This window comes from [Clostridium] saccharolyticum WM1, from assembly GCF_000144625.1.
Classification (GTDB): Bacteria; Bacillota; Clostridia; order Lachnospirales; family Lachnospiraceae; genus Lacrimispora; species Lacrimispora saccharolytica.
Genome location: NC_014376.1, coordinates 435321 through 451804 on the forward strand (window position 1 = coordinate 435321; position 16484 = coordinate 451804).

A 16484-nucleotide genomic window follows, 5' to 3' on the forward strand; every position below is an offset into this window, starting at 1 on the left:
CATACGTCACCCTTTATAATACATACATGAGAACTCAGGAAAAAAGGAGGTGATGCCGGTGAACCAATACTATACCTCGGGACAGTTTGCCAAAAAGGCCAATGTTTCCATTCGCACCGTCCGGTATTACGACAAACAGGGATTGTTAAAACCCTCGGGAATGAGTGAGGGAGGATACCGGCTTTATACGGATTCCGATTTTGCAAAGCTTCAGAAAATTCTTTCTTTAAAATATCTGGGCTTTTCCTTGGATGAGATCCGTTCTATTACCATTAATGACAAAGACAATGATTACGTGGAAGGGTCTCTCCGGCTTCAGTTAAATCTTATCAGAAAGAGAATTGAGCACTTAAAGCTGGTGGAGCAGACTCTTACGGAAACGTCAAAGCTGGTGACGGAAAACCAGTCTGTGGATTGGAATAAAATCCTACACTTAATCCATATTACCAATATGGAACGGTCTCTTGTGGAGCAGTATAAGGATGCAGCCAATATCAGCATCCGCATCGGACTTCACAAAAAATATACAAAGAATCCCATGGGATGGTTCCAGTGGCTGTACGGTCTTATGGAGCCTATGGATGGAAAAAGCATCCTGGAACTGGGCTGCGGCAACGGGGAACTGTGGCGTGCAAACAAAGACAGGCTGCCCGCGGATGCAAACATCTGCCTGTCTGATGTATCCGAAGGGATGATCCGGGATGTGGAAGAAGGCCTGAAAAATGTTACCGGCGCCTTTTGCTTTGAAGTGTTTGACTGCCGGCAGATTCCAAAGCCTGAGGAAAGCTTCCATGTTGTGGCAGCCAATCATGTCCTGTTTTATTTAACGAATCTGGATGGGGCGCTGGATCAGGTACAAAGGGTTTTAAAGCCGGGGGGCGTTTTTTACTGCAGCACCTATGGCTCGGACCACATGAAGGAAATCAGCCAGCTGGTAAAGGAATTTGATTCCAGAATTGCCCTTTCCGAAGTAAATTTATACGATGTGTTTGGTCTTGAAAACGGAGAGGAAATTTTAAAAAGCCATTTTCATTCCGTTGAGAAGAAAGAGTATAAGGATTACCTGGAAGTCAGCGACCCGGGAGCGCTTATGGAGTACATTCTTTCCTGCCATGGAAACCAGCAGGAGTATTTAAGCGACCGTTATGAGGAGTTCCGGGAATTTTTAAAGAAAAAGATGGAAAAGAAGGGGTTTATCCATATTACGAAGCGGGCCGGAGCATTTATCTGCAGAAAGTAATGAAATATTAATGGAAAAGGACTTGACAGTGACCTTACGTCACCCTGTATGATGATATCACAAATTAATACGGAGGAAAAACGAATGAAGGGAATTATACTTGCCGGAGGCTCCGGCACCAGACTATATCCGCTGACCATGGTAACTTCCAAACAGTTACTGCCTATTTATGATAAGCCGATGATTTATTATCCCCTGTCTGTTTTAATGAATGCGGGGATCCGGGATATCCTGATTATTTCAACACCTGATGATACACCCAGGTTTGAAGCACTTTTAGGAGACGGAAGCCAATTCGGGATGAGCCTGTCCTATGCGGTTCAGCCTTCCCCCGATGGCCTTGCCCAGGCATTTATCATTGGAGAGGAATTCATCGGAGACGACAGTGTGGCTATGATCCTTGGAGATAATATTTTTGCCGGTCACGGACTGAATAAGCGCCTGCTGCATGCGGCCAATAAAAAGGATGGGGCCACTGTATTCGGCTATTATGTCGATGATCCGGAGCGTTTTGGCATTGTGGAATTTGATTCCGACGGGAAAGCAGTATCCATTGAAGAAAAACCAGAGAAGCCAAAGAGCAATTACTGCGTGACAGGCCTTTATTTCTATGATAACAAGGTAGTGGAATACGCCAAAAAATTAAAGCCGTCTGCCAGGGGCGAGCTGGAGATCACAGATTTAAACCGCATTTATCTGGAAGACGGAAAGCTTGATGTGGAGCTTTTGGGACAGGGTTTTACCTGGCTTGATACGGGAACCCACGAATCGCTGGTAGATGCCACCAATTTTGTCCGGACGATGGAGACACACCAGCACAGGAAGATCGCCTGTCTGGAGGAAATCGCTTATTTGAACCACTGGATCACAAAAGATCAGCTTTTGACGAGCATTGAGCCTTTGAAAAAGAACCAGTATGGACAATATCTGATGGATGTCCTTGCAGGGAAATACATTGACAAATTACATGGTTAACGGGTCGGGGTTTGCTTTCATTAAGAAAATCATGTCAATAAAAAGCAGGAGGAATATATAAATGAAAATTATTGTTACCGGAGGAGCCGGTTTTATCGGTGGAAATTTTGTTCATCATATGGTAAATAAGTACCCGGATTATCAGATCATCAACCTTGATCTTCTGACCTATGCAGGAAACTTAGAGACATTAAAGCCTGTGGAGGATAAGCCTAATTATAAATTTGTTAAAGGGGATATTGCGGACAGGAGCTTTGTCTTTGACCTCTTTGAAAAGGAAAAACCTGATGTGGTGGTAAACTTTGCGGCAGAGAGTCATGTGGACCGTTCCATTACGGATCCTGAGGCTTTTGTAAGAACAAATGTGATGGGGACTACAACTCTCCTTGATGCGTGCCGCACGTACGGCATCAAGCGTTATCATCAGGTTTCTACGGATGAAGTATACGGCGACCTGCCTTTGGACCGCCCGGATCTGTTCTTTACAGAAGAAACACCCCTTCATACCTCGAGTCCCTATTCCTCGTCCAAGGCCAGTGCAGACCTTTTCGTACTGGCATACCAGAGGACATTTGGACTTCCGGTGACCATTTCCAGATGCTCCAATAACTACGGGCCGTATCATTTCCCGGAGAAGCTGATTCCTCTTATTATCAGCCGCGCCCTGGCAGATGAAGAACTTCCGGTTTACGGAACAGGAGAAAATGTAAGAGACTGGCTCCATGTATCCGATCACTGTGAGGCCATTGACCTGATCATACACAAGGGAATAGCCGGTGAAGTGTATAATGTGGGCGGACATAATGAGCGCACCAACCTAGAAGTGGTTAAGACTATTTTAAAGGCCCTTGATAAGCCGGAGAGCCTGATCAAATTCGTTACGGACCGTCCGGGCCATGACAGACGCTATGCCATTGATCCGAAGAAGCTGGAAACCGAGCTTGGCTGGAAACCGAAATATAACTTTGACACCGGGATCCGTCAGACCATTCAGTGGTATCTGGATAATGAGGATTGGTGGAAGCACATCATCAACGGGGAATACCAGAATTATTTTGACAATATGTACGGCAACCGCTTATAATTTTTCCGGCATGATTTCCTTTATGAAGGCTGTTTGCACTGCCTGTATTCAGGAAATCTGCCTTTTAAGGAGCCAAAGGCGAATGAAACTTTCTTAAGAAAAGAGGTATCTATGAAAGTATTTGTTACTGGCGTGAAAGGCCAGCTTGGATTTGATGTGGTAAATGAACTGAAAAAGCGGGGACATGAAGCGGTTGGAGTAGACATTGATGAAATGGACATCACCGACAGAGACAGTGTGAACCTGGTCATTCAGGCGGCAGCTCCCGATGCAGTCATCCACTGTGCCGCTTATACGGCTGTGGATGCGGCGGAAGAGAATGAGGAAGTGTGCCGGAATGTGAATGCAAAAGGAACAGAGTCCATTGCGAAGGTATGCCGGGAGCTGGATATCCCGATGATGTACATCAGCACAGACTATGTGTTCAATGGACAGGGAACCCGCCCATGGGAGCCTGATGATCCAAGGGAGCCGTTAAATGTTTATGGTCAGACCAAATATGAGGGAGAACTGGCAGTGGAAGAAAACCTCACCAAATATTTCATCGTCAGAATTGCCTGGGTATTTGGCGTGAATGGAAAGAACTTCATAAAGACCATGCTGAATCTTGGAAAGACCCATGATAAATTAACGGTGGTGGCTGACCAGACAGGTTCTCCTACCTATACCTTTGATCTTGCCCGTCTTCTGGTGGACATGATAGAAACTGAGAAATACGGGCGTTACCATGCTACAAACGAAGGCATGTGCACCTGGCATGAATTTGCCTGCGAAATCTTTAAACAGGCCGGAATGGATGTAAAAGTGGAGCCTGTCAGCTCCGACCAGTATCCGGCAAAAGCGAAACGGCCTGCCAACAGCCGCATGAACAAGGATAAGCTGGAGGAAAACGGTTTTCTCCGTCTGCCTTCCTGGCAGGATGCCTTAAAACGGTATCTGGAGGTCGTTTTTCCAGGTTAAGCAGCAGGAGGGGATATGGAAATCAAAATCAATGATTACTGGGAACCGGATCATTTCCGCGCCTTAAGCGAAGACAATTATAATGTCTCAAGATCCTGTGAGTACGAAAAAAACGGGATGCATCATATTCATACTGCCAGTGAGCTTTTGTTTGTAGAAGAAGGTTCTGCGGAATATTATGTAGTCGGAAAGAAGTATCTTTTGGAAAAAGGTGATATCATGGTGATCGGAGGGCAGGAGCACCATCAGCGAAGACTTTTGGGACTTCCGTTCCTTCGGTACGGACTTTCCGTCCGCCCCTCCTATTATGAGAGCTTAAACCTTGGGGAAGACTTAAAAAAGGTTTTTTCCACACCTACCCAGCAGGCATTTCAGCAGCATTATAAGCATGTGGATGAACAGGTATTCCGCCGTGTGACCGGTCTGATAAAGGAATTGTATGAAGAGCAGGAGATTCATAAGCCGTTCCGGTCCATGATGGAGCGGTCCATCATCACGGAGATTACCGTGTTGCTGTTCCGGGCATTCGGATTGGTGCGGACGGAAAGCGAATTGTCTGAGATGAACTTAAGAATGATAGGGATCAAGGAATATATTGACCTTCATTATCAGGAAAATCTGGACTTAAAGATGCTAAGTGAACTTTTTTACCTCCATCCAGCTACCATCAGTAAGGAGTTTAACAAATATTTTGGAAAAACGCTGATAAAGTATATCAACATCGTCCGGGTGTGTGAGGCTGCAAAACTCCTGGAAAACACCAATGAGAGCGTTACCGCTATCGCTGCAAAATGCGGCTATGACAGCGTGAACACATTTTTAAGACAGTTTAAAGCAGTAATGGAAACAACTCCCCTGCAGTACCGGAAAGCCATCAAAGAGCTGTTTAAAAGGAATAAGGAAGAAGTCCAAAGGCCGTAAGAAATTACGGTCTTTTTTTCATTTATGGGAGATTCCGTCATAGAAATTGGAAACAATCTTCCTATGGTCTTAGCGCCTGTTTTACAGGATTTTTGTTTTTGAAAGATAACAGGGACGGAAAAGCTTTGAAAGTGTAATTAAAAAATGGTGATTATTGACTAAAATCTATACAGAATAAACAAAAGGAATAAGATATGATAATAGCAGTTAAAAGAAACCAATGAATCATTACCAATGGAGGAGTTTACTATGAGAAAAAGAGTTCTTGCATTATTCTTTTCTGCTGTTATGGCAATGTCGCTGATGACAGGCTGCGGCGGAAACAGCCAGAATGAAACTACGGCGGCAGAAAAAGAGACTGAAAAAGTACAAACAAGTGCTGCAGGAAAAGAAACAGAAGGTGAGAAGGTACTGCTTACCATTTTTGACGGCTATGCAGGAGAGGATCCTCATGGAACGTTTATTTATCAGTATGCGGAAGAGTATATGGCCAAGAACCCCAATGTGGTCATCGATGTACAGGCCGTCAGCACCAATGACATTTACACAAAGCTTTCAGCTATGGCTGCCACCCCAAAAGATGTGCCGACCATTTTCTTCACATCAGCAGATGCAGTTGCCACCCTTCGTGATCTGGGGCTGACAGCGGATATAAGCGGACTTGTGCCGGAAGACGTAAAAGCCAAATTTGCCAATGGAGTTGTGGATTCCTGTATGCTGGGAGATGAGATGTCCTATTTCCCGGTTGCCGTTCAGCCGCTGGCAGTAATTTACCGTACAGACAGGTTTAAGGAAGCTGGTTTAGAGGTTCCAAAGACATGGGATGAGTTTGCAGCAGCCGCAAAGGTCCTTACAAAGGATACCAACAATGACGGGCAGATGGATCAGTGGGGATTTGATATGGTTGGTTCCAATAACTCCTCCGGACAGAGCCGTTTCATGGCGTATTTATGGTCCAACGGAATTGACTGCGTAAAAGAAGAAAACGGCAAGTGGATCACTGATATTTCTGAAGACCAGAAATTAATGGATGCATTTTCTAGATGGACCAACATGAATGCAGACGGAATCGTTCCAACGGGAATCACAGAAGTGGATTATCCTACTGCCGCCAATTATTTTGCCATGGGGTATACCAGCATGTTCCTTACCGGACCCAATGCTCTTGGTGTGGCCTATGCCAATAACCCTGACTTAAAGGGAAATCTTGGATCCTTTAAGATGCCTGGAGATTATCCGGGAACCATGCTTGGAACCGAAGGGTATGCCATCAGCGCCTATGCAACCGATGCGGAGAAGGCAGCCGCCATTGATTACCTGAAGTTTTTTGTAGAGCATGACAAGGACATGCAGTTCTGGCAAAGCAGCGGAAAGATTCCGGCAACAGCAGAAGGACAGAAGGCAGAATATATATCCGGAGAAGATTATGCGGGATTTTTACAGCAGATTGCAGACGGCTGCCGCCCTACCGTTAAGTTTGCAGGTGTCAGCGGCTTAAAGAGCGCTTTGGGAAATGCCTATGCTTCTGTATTCTCCAATGAAAAGACGAACCAGGAAGCTGTTCAATCCCTGGTAAGTGATATTGATGAACTGTTAGAAGATTATAACTGATCATAAAACGAGGGAGGAATCATCCTCCCTCAATAAATTGAGAAGGGAGTAAGATGAATTTCATGAACAAAAATGGAACTGCCGGAATAACAGTGAAGTCCCAGAGGCAAGGCTACTACTTTACTCTGCCGATTGCCGTCATGTTGGCTGCCCTTATCATTTATCCTATGGTTTATGGGTTCTATATCAGCTTTTTCAACACAAACCTGGTGACCAAATGGAATTTTGTAGGCTTGAAATATTATGCAGCAGCATTCAAAGAAGCAGCCTTTTACCAGTCGGTTCTGCTGACCACCATGTTTATGGTCCTGGTCGTGGGAGGACATTTTATTCTGGGATTTATTCTGGCATCGCTGCTTAACCGGGAATTTAAAGGGAGAACCGTTTTCCGGGTCATTTTCATGCTTCCCTGGTTTTTCCCAGAGGCTGTGGTGGCCCTTTTATTTACCTGGATCATGAACCCTATGTATGGGATCCTAAACAGTGCTTTAAAAGGACTCGGGCTCATATCCACCAATATCTCCTGGCTGGGAAGTAAGGAGCTGGCTTTTCCGGCAGTGGTATTTGTCTGCATCTGGAAGGGATTTCCCCTGGTCATGACCATGATCCTGGCAGGCTTACAGAGTATATCCAGGGACTATTATGAGGCGGCGGAAATCGACGGCGCCAGCAAATGGAATCAATTCCGGTATATTACCGTTCCATCCTTAAGGCCCATTCTGACAACGGTTCTGATCCTGGACTGCGTCTGGTGGTTTAAGCAGTATACCCTGGTTTATACCATGACAGCAGGCGGACCGGGAACTGCAACGAATTTAATCAGCTTAAGCATCTATGGAACGGCCTTTCATGATTTAAGATTCGGAAAAGCTTCTGCCTGGGGAATTCTGGTGTTTTTCATATGCTATTTGATCAGTCTGGTAAGTAAGGTGGTGACTAAGGAGAATGAGTAGATCAAAAAAGAAAAGAAACAGCTTGTTTTCAACTTATGCCATATTGGTTTTCATGGCTTCTTTTATTGTGGTCCCGGTTTTATGGATGATATCCACCGCTTTTAAGACCGAACCACAGACGTATTATCCTCAGCCAAAGTGGATTCCGGATCCGTTTTCCCTGGATTCCTTCCGGAAATTTTTCAATACTTATAACTTTGGGCGCATGACCCTAAACAGTCTGGTGGTCTGCCTATCTGCCATGATCATCTGCGTGGCCTGTGCCTGCCTTGCCGGATACGGAGTGACCAGATTCCGGTTTAAGGGAAGAAAACAGCTGATGAGCTTTCTTCTTATTACACAGATGTTTCCGGGAGTTATGCTGGTGGTGCCGTTTTACGCAGTGCTCTCCAAGTATCATCTTGTCAACTCCCTTCTTGGACTGGTCATTGTATATGCGGCCACAAATATCGCCTTCAGCACATGGATGATCGTTTCCTATTTTAAGACCATTCCCCTGGAGCTTGATGAGGCGGCACGGGTGGATGGAGCATCCAGCTTCCGCATCTTCTGGAATATTATCCTTCCCCTGATCGTTCCCGGAATAGCAGCGGTAGCCATGTTTGTGCTGTTTAACGGTTGGAATGAATATATGTTTTCTTCTGTTCTGGTATCCAAGGATGAATTAAAGACGCTCACCGTTGGGATCATTTCCTTAAATTCCCAATATCAAATTAAATGGAATGACTTAATGGCAGCATCCAGCATATCCAGTCTTCCTTTGGTAATTCTGTTTGTAAGCTTTCAGAAGTATTTTATCGCTGGAATGACCGGAGGGGCTGTAAAGAGCTGATTTGCAGAGAATATGACTTACGGAGGTAATCAAAATGGATCATATAAAAATCCATGACATTAAAGTTTTTGTAACAGCTCCAAGAAAAATCAACCTGGTTGTGGTAAAGGTAGAAACAACAGAGCCGGAGCTATACGGATATGGCTGTGCCACCTTTACATGGAGGCATAAGGCGGTGGTCACAGCCATTGAAGAATACCTTCGGCCAATGCTCAAGGGAAAGCCTGCTGACGACATCGAAGGAATCTGGCAGACGATGATGGGTAGCTCCTACTGGAGAAACGGGCCGGTCTTAAATAATGCCATCTCCGGTGTGGACGAGGCCTTGTGGGACATTAAGGCAAAACGGGCGGGTATGCCCCTTCATAGCCTGCTTGGCGGAAAATGCCGGGAAGGAATTGCGGTTTACCGTCATGCGGACGGAAGCTCTATGGAAGAGGTGGAAGAGTGCATCCGTGGCTACATGGAAGAAGGATACCGTTACATCAGATGCCATATGGGTACCTATGGCGGAAACTTTGACGGAAAGATCCAAAGAATTGTAAAGCCAGCCAATGCCCCGGAAGGAGCATATTTCCATCCCAGAATGTACATGAACAGTGTTTATAAGCTGTTTGACCGGGTCCGGAGGGACATTGGCTGGGATATAGAGCTTATGCATGATGTCCACGAGCGCTTAAGCTTTGCCGAAACCCTGGAGTTTGCCCGGGAAATGGAGCAGTACAAGCTGTTCTTCTTAGAGGATTCTCTCTCCCCGGAGCACGTGGAGTTCTTTAAGACCCTGCGGCACCATACCATCCTTCCTCTGGCCATGGGAGAGCTGTTTACCAATCCCAATGAATGGAAGTCCATCGTACAAAATCAATGGATTGATTATATGAGAGTACATTTAAGTGATATCGGAGGATTGACCCCTGCCAGAAAGCTGGCTCATTTTTGTGAGGCCTATGGGGTACGGACTGCATGGCACGGACCAAATGACTTATCTCCTATTGGAATGGCGGTACAGATGCATCTGGATTTAAACAGCCATAATTTCGGCATACAGGAATTTTCCGGCTTCAGCAATGAAGAGCAGGAGGTATTTCCAGGCTGCCCGGTGATCAGGGAAGGGTATGCCTATGTAAATGATAATCCGGGAATCGGAGTGGGATTTGACGAAAATGCGGCAAGGAAATATCCGGAAGTGGATATGGATCACGGCTGGCTGTTTTCCAGGCTTCCTGATGGAACACCGGTCCGGCCTTAATAATAAAGTACGGATTACATACGACAGAGGAAGCACTTCCGGCAGGGAATGGTCAATTAGTTTCTTTGATCCTCCCGGCCGGACTTGCAATTTCTCTCCATACGTGATATAATGACCAAATACCGTAAATACCATTGTTTTTCATAAAAAAAGATTGACGAATCCTGCCTCATATGTTATAGTAATTGGGCGAATGGAAGAGCTTAGGTCTTTTTTTTATGCTCAAAATTACTTGCAGCAGATGAAGAGACTGAAACACAACAACGAAAATTTAAGTGGAGGTGGAAGTCGTGCGCACAAAAATCACACTGGCATGTACTGAATGCAAACAGCGTAATTACAACATGACCAAGGATAAGAAGACTCATCCTGACAGAATGGAAACCAAGAAGTACTGCAGATTCTGTAAGAGCCATACGATGCACAAGGAAACAAAGTAATCAGTTTGTAAAGGACGTGAAGGTTGAAAGAAAGACGTCTTCCAACCTTGAATTTGTGAAGTGACTGGATATGCAAGCATATCCGTTTCCTTCATTAGGAGGCAAATTATGGGAGATACAGTGAACAACGAGGGTGCACAGAAGAGGAACTTTTTTAAGGGTCTGAAAGCTGAGTTTGCGAAAATCGTTTGGCCTGACAAAGAAACCGTAACGAAACAGACGATCGCTGTTATGTCATCAGCGATTGCTTTAGGATTGATTATTGCGATTATTGATCTGATCATCAAGTTTGGTCTCAGTTTTGTCTTATAATTCGTAAGGGTTAAGGTGAGTTTATGTCAGAAGCACATTGGTATGTAGTCCATACCTATTCAGGTTATGAGAACAAAGTAAAAGTTGACATTGAGAAAACAATCGAAAACAGAAACTTGCAGGATCAGATTCTGGAAGTATCGGTTCCGTTGGAATCCGTCATTGAACTGAAAAATGGCGTTGAGAAGAAGGCCGATAAAAAGATGTTTCCCGGCTACGTACTGATTCACATGGTCATGAATGACGACACATGGTATGTGGTGCGTAACACCCGTGGAGTGACAGGCTTTGTAGGTCCTGGATCAAAACCGGTTCCTCTGACAGAAGAAGAGATGGAGAAACTTGGGTTCAAGAACGAAGAGATTATCGTTGGCTTTGAAGAGGGAGATACTGTTGTGGTAACTTCCGGTGCATGGAAAGATACCGTTGGTGCTATCAAGTCCATCAATGAAGGTAAGAAAACCATCACCATGAGCGTTGAGATGTTCGGCCGGGAAACTCCGGTGGAATTAAATTTCAGCGAAGTAAAAAAGATGTAACAAGTAAAAGCGGCTTATACCGGTGTATAGGCTCGTGGGAGGGAAATCCCCGACAATACCACATTTATTAGGAGGTGCCTAATTATGGCAAAGAAAGTAACGGGATATATCAAATTGCAGATTCCAGCAGGAAAGGCTACACCAGCTCCTCCTGTAGGTCCGGCACTTGGACAGCATGGTGTAAACATTGTACAGTTTACAAAGGAATTTAACGCTAGAACGGCTGATCAGGGAGACTTAATCATTCCGGTTGTTATCACTGTTTATGCTGACAGAAGCTTTAGCTTCATAACCAAGACTCCGCCTGCTGCTGTATTATTGAAGAAGGCCTGCAAGATCAAATCCGGATCTGCGGTTCCCAATAAGACAAAGGTAGCTACAATTACCAAGGCTGAATTACAGAAGATTGCTGAGCTGAAGATGCCAGACTTAAATGCTGCATCCGTTGAGACAGCTATGAGCATGATCGCCGGTACCGCAAGAAGTATGGGTATCACGGTAGTAGAGGCATAATTTTCTTATTAAAAGCGGGCGCAAGCGCAGCTTGAATTTAGAAAACAGCCGTTCGAAGAGCCGTAAGGCCAATCGGACTTCCTTATAATATAGCAGTGATGATGTTTTAAGAACGTGGGAGGGAAAATCCCCGACAATACCACTAGGAGGTTATTTAGAATGAAAAGAGGAAAAAGATACGCAGAGGCAGCTAAAACAGTAGATCGTTCTGTTCTCTACGATGCACCGGCAGCAATCTCTTTAGTTAAGCAGAATGCAAGTGCTAAATTTGATGAAACCATTGAAGCTCATATCAGAACCGGTTGTGACGGACGTCACGCAGACCAGCAGATCCGTGGCGCAGTTGTACTTCCCCACGGTACAGGTAAGACCGTTCGTATTTTAGTTTTCGCTAAAGGCCCGAAAGCTGATGAAGCACAGGCTGCAGGCGCAGATTACGTTGGAGCTGAGGAACTGATTCCGAAGATCCAGAACGAAGGCTGGCTGGATTTTGATGTAGTTGTTGCTACACCAGATATGATGGGTGTTGTTGGACGTCTGGGACGTGTCCTGGGACCAAAGGGCTTAATGCCGAACCCAAAAGCTGGTACAGTTACCATGGATGTAACAAAAGCAATCAACGATATCAAAGCTGGTAAGGTTGAGTACAGACTTGATAAGACAAATATTATCCACGTGCCAGTTGGAAAAGCTTCTTTCGCAGAAGAACAGTTAGCGGACAACTTCCAGACGCTTGTTGATGCAATCATCAAAGCAAGACCAAGTACAGTTAAAGGTGCTTACTTAAAGAGTGTTACACTGGCTTCCACTATGGGACCCGGCGTAAAGCTGAACGTAGCAAAGTTAATGAGCTAATTTTGTTTTGTGGTTGACATTAATTATAAATAATGTTATAATATTTCAGTATTAACTGCCGAAGACAGCAGGTGCCGTAAGGCATAAGGTGCAAACGCCTGCCGAGGAATGTACAAGAATCATTTTTTATAAATGAATTGTAGACCTCTCTGTCCATATGGCGGAGAGGTTTTTCTTTGCGGTTTATACGAGCGGACCTTTTCGGGCAACCGGAAGGTTCAGACTAAACAGGAGGTAAACCATAATGGCAAAAGTTGAATTAAAACAGCCAGTTGTAAGCGAGATCAAGGAATTACTCGACGGCGCTGAGTCAGCGGTAGTTGTAGATTACCGTGGTATCACAGTTGCTCAGGATACAGCGCTTCGTAAGAAATTAAGAGAGGCCGGTGTTTCCTACAAAGTATATAAGAATACTATGATCCGTTTTGCAGCTAAGGGTACAGCATTTGAAGCACTGGATCCAAATCTGGAAGGACCTACAGCAATCGCTGTATCCAAGACAGATGCAACCGCTCCGGCTAGAATCCTGGCTGAATTTGCTAAGACAGCTCCGGCTCTTGAAATCAAGGGCGGCGTTGTAGAAGGCAATTACTACGATGCAAAGGGTATGGAGAAGATCTCCGGCATTCCTTCCAGAGAGATCCTTCTTGGAAAGCTGCTTGGAAGCATGCAGTCTCCTATCGCAAACATTGCCCGCGTTCTCAAGCAGATTGCAGATGCTCAGGGCGGAGAAGCGGCAGAGGCTTAATTTTCTTAATAAAAGCATGCTGAGAGCTGCTTAAGATTAGAAAATCAGCCGTTCGAGAAGCCAAAGGCGAATCGAACTTCCTAAAAAATAAACATATTAAATACGGAGGTATATTATCATGGCAAAGTTAACAACAGCTGAATTTATCGAAGCGATCAAAGAATTATCTGTATTAGAATTAAACGAATTAGTAAAGGCATGTGAGGAAGAATTTGGTGTATCTGCAGCAGCAGGCGTGGTAGTTGCAGCAGCAGGCCCAGCAGCAGCTGAGGAAGAGAAGACTGAATTCGACGTAGAATTAACAGAAGTTGGCCCTAACAAGGTTAAGGTTATCAAGGTTGTTCGTGAAGCTACCGGCTTAGGCTTAAAGGAAGCAAAAGACGTAGTTGACGGCGCTCCTAAGGTATTAAAGGCTGGCGCTTCCAAGGAAGAGGCTGAGCAGATCAAGGCTTCCTTAGAGGCTGAAGGCGCAAAAGTAACCTTAAAGTAATTATATTTTATGGTTGTTTTGGACAGGGATTGTCTCCTTTCAACAGGGACAGGACCCTGTCCTTTCTCATGTAAAATAACACAATAGTCTTGACAATTTTGCAAATTCGGGGTAGAATGTATCTGTATTATCGAATGGAGTTATGATTTCACATATTTTTGTAAGTCATTATTTTCGGATGATGATTTACAAAAATATGTGATTTTTTGTTTCAGGCGATATATCAAATATTTTTTATTTTATAGGAGGTACACGTTATGAACAACGGTACAGTAAAATGGTTTAATGGTGCTAAGGGATATGGTTTCATCGTAAATGACGCAACAGGCGAGGAAGTTTTCGTACATTTCTCCGGCATCGTTGCTGATGGTTACAAGACTCTGGAAGAAGGCCAGAAAGTAACTTATGAAACAACAGAAGGAAACCGTGGTCTGCAGGCAGTTAACGTTTGCATGGCTTAAGTAAAACTTCCGCTTATAGGTAGGCTTAAGGGCTGTTCTCATTTCGAATGGGAGCAGCCCTTTTCTTTCCTGTTGGTAGAATAATTGTATCACGGTCCATTGATTTATCTTAAGAGATGACCGCAGTTTTTCATAAGGGGCTATGGTCTGCTGCATCAGAGCAATATTAGATCGTGTATATTTTTTTAGTACAGTTATATCCTGGTATAGGGGCATTTAAGAGAAAAGATAGAAAAAGCCAGAAATGTTTTGGTATTATTTTACTGTAATACTCCATAGATTTATTAATAATGATGACAGAAAGCTGAGCTTATGGGATTATGAAAATAAGATGGAAGACGGCCTGTTTCCTGGTTGTTTTTATTTTGGATATCATTTTTGCAAAAACCATGTATCTATCATATATGGATGTAAAAAATTCTTTGTTTCTTCCTGCAGGTGCGGATGAGGAAGCAGTCGATGAGGTCAGGCGTCAGTTTTCCGGAGATAAGCAGATTGCCCTGACTTTTGATGATGGTCCTCATTCCGTTTATACCCCAAGGCTTCTAGACGGGCTTCGTAAAAGAGGGGTTCATGCCACTTTTTTTTTACTTGGTGAAAATGTGGAGGGGAAAGAGGCCATCGTGAAACAGATGGATGAGGATGGACATTTAATTGGGAACCACGGATACTCCCATGTTCAGATGAGCAAAGAACTGGTAGGAACCGCCTGCCAGCAGATTGAACAAAATAACCGGAAGATTGAGGAGATTACCGGAGTGAGACCTCAGTATCTGCGCCCGCCTTATGGTTCCTGGAATGAGGAATTGGAGTGTACGACCAACATGACGGTTGTGCTTTGGAACTTAGATCCTCTCGACTGGAAATCAAAGAATACCAAAAAAGTAGCGCGCTATATTGTAAAGCATGTAGAACCCGGAGATATCATTCTTCTTCACGATGTATATCCGTCATCGGTGGAAGCAGCATTGGAGGTAATCGATACTTTAACAAAGCAGGGGTATACCTTTGTTACGGTAGATGAGCTGCTGATCGATTGATTGGAATCGGATATCATACCAATAATATGTGATAAATTGTTTCCATTGCATATTCAACCCGGGGATTGGAATTTTGCTGCGCAAAAAGTCTGTTGTTCCTATTATGTATCTGGTACATATTCCCAATGAGTCTGTTGATTTTCTCCCAGGTTTGTTGTATACTGTTACGGTAAGCTGGAATTTTCTTTGAGACATTTGAAGCAGGTGCAAAAGATAAGCAATCCGGGTGATCCCTTTTACCGTTTGATGTGATAAGCGTACGGTTAGAAGGCTCCTTGCATTGCAGGGAGTTTTTTCTTTCCAAGAGCCGCTTAATGGAAAAGGAGTATTTTTTACAGGACAGGAATCGGCCCGATTAGGGAATCGGAGATAATTGTTCTGTCATCTAGAGTAAGGAATCATGTTTATTGAAAAAAAGGCGGTCAGTTCTTTTTTTATCTTCAAGTTAAATGATCTAAATGGAATTCGTTAAGTACATTTCTAGTTATGAATTAATTTTTCAGGTCATCATCGGCCAATTATCCATTTCTAAAGGTTTTAAGTCCATATGTTCATAAGGCGTATGAGACCTATTTTTTATTTTATTATAGACAAATTATTTTTCTACGTCATATCTCTATTGATATGATTCTGACAATTACTTATTGTATATTCTCAATCCCTAGGTATTTTCTAAATAAAACTCTTTTAATCCCAGGATTTTTTCTGTTTCAGGAAGTTTTTTTGGAATATCATTAAGACTGCCTCTGGTATTATCATAGTGAAATGCGTCCATGGCTGGAAGAATTAACGGAAGGCCGCCGGTAATGTGATGCAAGGCTATTTGCGGAATAGTCCTAAAAATAGCGATGAATTGAAATTCCTGAAAGTTGCCGATAAGTTTTATGGTGCCATTGGCTTTGTTAAGTTTTATGTGATTGCATCATGTATTATCTTCTGATCTGGAATTCTGATTTCTTAATTATATCTTCCCATTCCATATTCTGCTGTTAGCCTATTGTTTTATTTGATGCCCTATGGCGCATTAATCTGCCAGTCTGTGAAGTAAGATCTAATATTTACTTCATCGTTTGTTTCCGTTACGTCTGTTAATTTGAAATAAAATTGTCATAAAACTTTTCTCCAGAAGACCGTTTTAAAATTTCATCAAGTCAATATTCCTTTTCTTGTACTGACAGCCGGCAGAGCTTGCTGCATTGGTTCTGCACCGTTAAATTTGGGGATTCCCGTCGGTCAGAAACGGTTAAGTGTTTACTTGCAA

At 43.8% G+C, this 16484-nt stretch carries 18 protein-coding genes and 1 other annotated feature; all 18 genes read left to right on the forward strand.

All coding sequences use genetic code 11. From position 1 onward, the window contains the following. The first annotated feature begins 52 nt into the window (after positions 1-52). The 18 genes from CLOSA_RS02085 (at position 53) to CLOSA_RS02170 (ending at position 15223) form a co-directional block, all read left to right on the forward strand. Complete coding sequence (locus tag CLOSA_RS02085) at positions 53-1240, forward strand: MerR family transcriptional regulator (RefSeq protein WP_041708396.1); 1188 nt, start codon at positions 53-55, stop codon at positions 1238-1240. Between the two features lie 84 nt (positions 1241-1324). Next, the gene (gene rfbA / locus CLOSA_RS02090) at positions 1325-2215 is read left to right on the forward strand and encodes a glucose-1-phosphate thymidylyltransferase RfbA (RefSeq protein WP_013271134.1); all 891 of its coding nucleotides are present in this window, start codon (positions 1325-1327) and stop codon (positions 2213-2215) included. A 61-nt stretch (positions 2216-2276) separates the two neighbouring features. Next, complete coding sequence (gene rfbB, locus CLOSA_RS02095; RefSeq protein WP_013271135.1) at positions 2277-3299, forward strand: dTDP-glucose 4,6-dehydratase; 1023 nt, start codon at positions 2277-2279, stop codon at positions 3297-3299. Positions 3300-3410: 111 nt separating this feature from the next. Continuing rightward, positions 3411-4259: a dTDP-4-dehydrorhamnose reductase gene (gene rfbD, locus CLOSA_RS02100; RefSeq protein ID WP_013271136.1), complete on the forward strand. Its 849-nt coding sequence runs from the start codon at positions 3411-3413 to the stop codon at positions 4257-4259. Between the two features lie 15 nt (positions 4260-4274). Then, positions 4275-5180: an AraC family transcriptional regulator gene (locus CLOSA_RS02105; RefSeq protein WP_013271137.1), complete on the forward strand. Its 906-nt coding sequence runs from the start codon at positions 4275-4277 to the stop codon at positions 5178-5180. 249 nt (positions 5181-5429) lie between these two features. Beyond that, positions 5430-6791 (forward strand): ABC transporter substrate-binding protein, encoded by a 1362-nt coding sequence (locus CLOSA_RS02110; protein WP_013271138.1) that lies wholly within the window; start codon positions 5430-5432, stop codon positions 6789-6791. 62 nt (positions 6792-6853) lie between these two features. Beyond that, a complete protein-coding gene (locus CLOSA_RS02115; protein ID WP_408643003.1) occupies positions 6854-7744 on the forward strand; it encodes a carbohydrate ABC transporter permease in 891 nt (296 codons plus the stop codon). Beyond that, positions 7737-8576 carry a carbohydrate ABC transporter permease gene (locus CLOSA_RS02120; RefSeq protein ID WP_013271140.1) on the forward strand — a complete coding sequence of 280 codons (840 nt, stop codon included), beginning with the start codon at positions 7737-7739 and terminating at the stop codon, positions 8574-8576. The genes CLOSA_RS02115 and CLOSA_RS02120 overlap by 8 nt, the downstream gene beginning before the upstream one ends. Positions 8577-8610: 34 nt before the next feature. Continuing rightward, the gene (locus CLOSA_RS02125) at positions 8611-9825 is read left to right on the forward strand and encodes an enolase C-terminal domain-like protein (RefSeq protein WP_013271141.1); all 1215 of its coding nucleotides are present in this window, start codon (positions 8611-8613) and stop codon (positions 9823-9825) included. Between the two features lie 290 nt (positions 9826-10115). Further along, positions 10116-10265, forward strand: coding sequence for a 50S ribosomal protein L33 (gene rpmG / locus CLOSA_RS02130; RefSeq protein WP_013271142.1), 150 nt, complete (start codon positions 10116-10118; stop codon positions 10263-10265). Between the two features lie 108 nt (positions 10266-10373). Continuing rightward, positions 10374-10577, forward strand: a complete 204-nt coding sequence (gene secE / locus CLOSA_RS02135) for a preprotein translocase subunit SecE (protein WP_013271143.1) — start codon at positions 10374-10376, stop codon at positions 10575-10577. Positions 10578-10600: 23 nt separating this feature from the next. After that, positions 10601-11116 (forward strand): transcription termination/antitermination protein NusG, encoded by a 516-nt coding sequence (nusG, locus tag CLOSA_RS02140; RefSeq protein WP_013271144.1) that lies wholly within the window; start codon positions 10601-10603, stop codon positions 11114-11116. Between the two features lie 84 nt (positions 11117-11200). After that, positions 11201-11629 (forward strand): 50S ribosomal protein L11, encoded by a 429-nt coding sequence (gene rplK / locus CLOSA_RS02145; protein WP_013271145.1) that lies wholly within the window; start codon positions 11201-11203, stop codon positions 11627-11629. Between the two features lie 159 nt (positions 11630-11788). Further along, entirely contained in the window at positions 11789-12484 is a 696-nt protein-coding gene (gene rplA, locus CLOSA_RS02150; protein WP_013271146.1) for a 50S ribosomal protein L1, read from the forward strand. Between the two features lie 40 nt (positions 12485-12524). After that, positions 12525-12668, forward strand: a sequence feature (ribosomal protein L10 leader region). A gap of 60 nt (positions 12669-12728) precedes the next feature. Beyond that, a complete protein-coding gene (rplJ, locus tag CLOSA_RS02155; RefSeq protein WP_013271147.1) occupies positions 12729-13232 on the forward strand; it encodes a 50S ribosomal protein L10 in 504 nt (167 codons plus the stop codon). Positions 13233-13350: 118 nt separating this feature from the next. After that, a complete protein-coding gene (rplL, locus tag CLOSA_RS02160; protein WP_013271148.1) occupies positions 13351-13722 on the forward strand; it encodes a 50S ribosomal protein L7/L12 in 372 nt (123 codons plus the stop codon). Between the two features lie 257 nt (positions 13723-13979). Continuing rightward, the gene (locus tag CLOSA_RS02165) at positions 13980-14183 is read left to right on the forward strand and encodes a cold-shock protein (RefSeq protein WP_013271149.1); all 204 of its coding nucleotides are present in this window, start codon (positions 13980-13982) and stop codon (positions 14181-14183) included. Between the two features lie 320 nt (positions 14184-14503). After that, complete coding sequence (locus tag CLOSA_RS02170; RefSeq protein ID WP_013271150.1) at positions 14504-15223, forward strand: polysaccharide deacetylase family protein; 720 nt, start codon at positions 14504-14506, stop codon at positions 15221-15223. The last annotated feature ends 1261 nt before the right edge of the window (positions 15224-16484 follow it).

Bases quoted from the DNA above. Each gene is read 5' to 3' on its own strand.
- CLOSA_RS02085 (WP_041708396.1), top strand. From the start codon at position 53: ATGCCGGTGAACCAATACTATACCTCGGGACAGTTTGCCAAAAAGGCC.
- rfbA (WP_013271134.1), top strand. From the start codon at position 1,325: ATGAAGGGAATTATACTTGCCGGAGGCTCCGGCACCAGACTATATCCG.
- rfbB (WP_013271135.1), top strand. From the start codon at position 2,277: ATGAAAATTATTGTTACCGGAGGAGCCGGTTTTATCGGTGGAAATTTT.
- rfbD (WP_013271136.1), top strand. From the start codon at position 3,411: ATGAAAGTATTTGTTACTGGCGTGAAAGGCCAGCTTGGATTTGATGTG.
- CLOSA_RS02105 (WP_013271137.1), top strand. From the start codon at position 4,275: ATGGAAATCAAAATCAATGATTACTGGGAACCGGATCATTTCCGCGCC.
- CLOSA_RS02110 (WP_013271138.1), top strand. From the start codon at position 5,430: ATGAGAAAAAGAGTTCTTGCATTATTCTTTTCTGCTGTTATGGCAATG.
- CLOSA_RS02115 (WP_408643003.1), top strand. From the start codon at position 6,854: ATGAACAAAAATGGAACTGCCGGAATAACAGTGAAGTCCCAGAGGCAA.
- CLOSA_RS02120 (WP_013271140.1), top strand. From the start codon at position 7,737: ATGAGTAGATCAAAAAAGAAAAGAAACAGCTTGTTTTCAACTTATGCC.
- CLOSA_RS02125 (WP_013271141.1), top strand. From the start codon at position 8,611: ATGGATCATATAAAAATCCATGACATTAAAGTTTTTGTAACAGCTCCA.
- secE (WP_013271143.1), top strand. From the start codon at position 10,374: ATGGGAGATACAGTGAACAACGAGGGTGCACAGAAGAGGAACTTTTTT.
- nusG (WP_013271144.1), top strand. From the start codon at position 10,601: ATGTCAGAAGCACATTGGTATGTAGTCCATACCTATTCAGGTTATGAG.
- rplK (WP_013271145.1), top strand. From the start codon at position 11,201: ATGGCAAAGAAAGTAACGGGATATATCAAATTGCAGATTCCAGCAGGA.
- rplA (WP_013271146.1), top strand. From the start codon at position 11,789: ATGAAAAGAGGAAAAAGATACGCAGAGGCAGCTAAAACAGTAGATCGT.
- rplJ (WP_013271147.1), top strand. From the start codon at position 12,729: ATGGCAAAAGTTGAATTAAAACAGCCAGTTGTAAGCGAGATCAAGGAA.
- rplL (WP_013271148.1), top strand. From the start codon at position 13,351: ATGGCAAAGTTAACAACAGCTGAATTTATCGAAGCGATCAAAGAATTA.
- CLOSA_RS02165 (WP_013271149.1), top strand. From the start codon at position 13,980: ATGAACAACGGTACAGTAAAATGGTTTAATGGTGCTAAGGGATATGGT.
- CLOSA_RS02170 (WP_013271150.1), top strand. From the start codon at position 14,504: ATGAAAATAAGATGGAAGACGGCCTGTTTCCTGGTTGTTTTTATTTTG.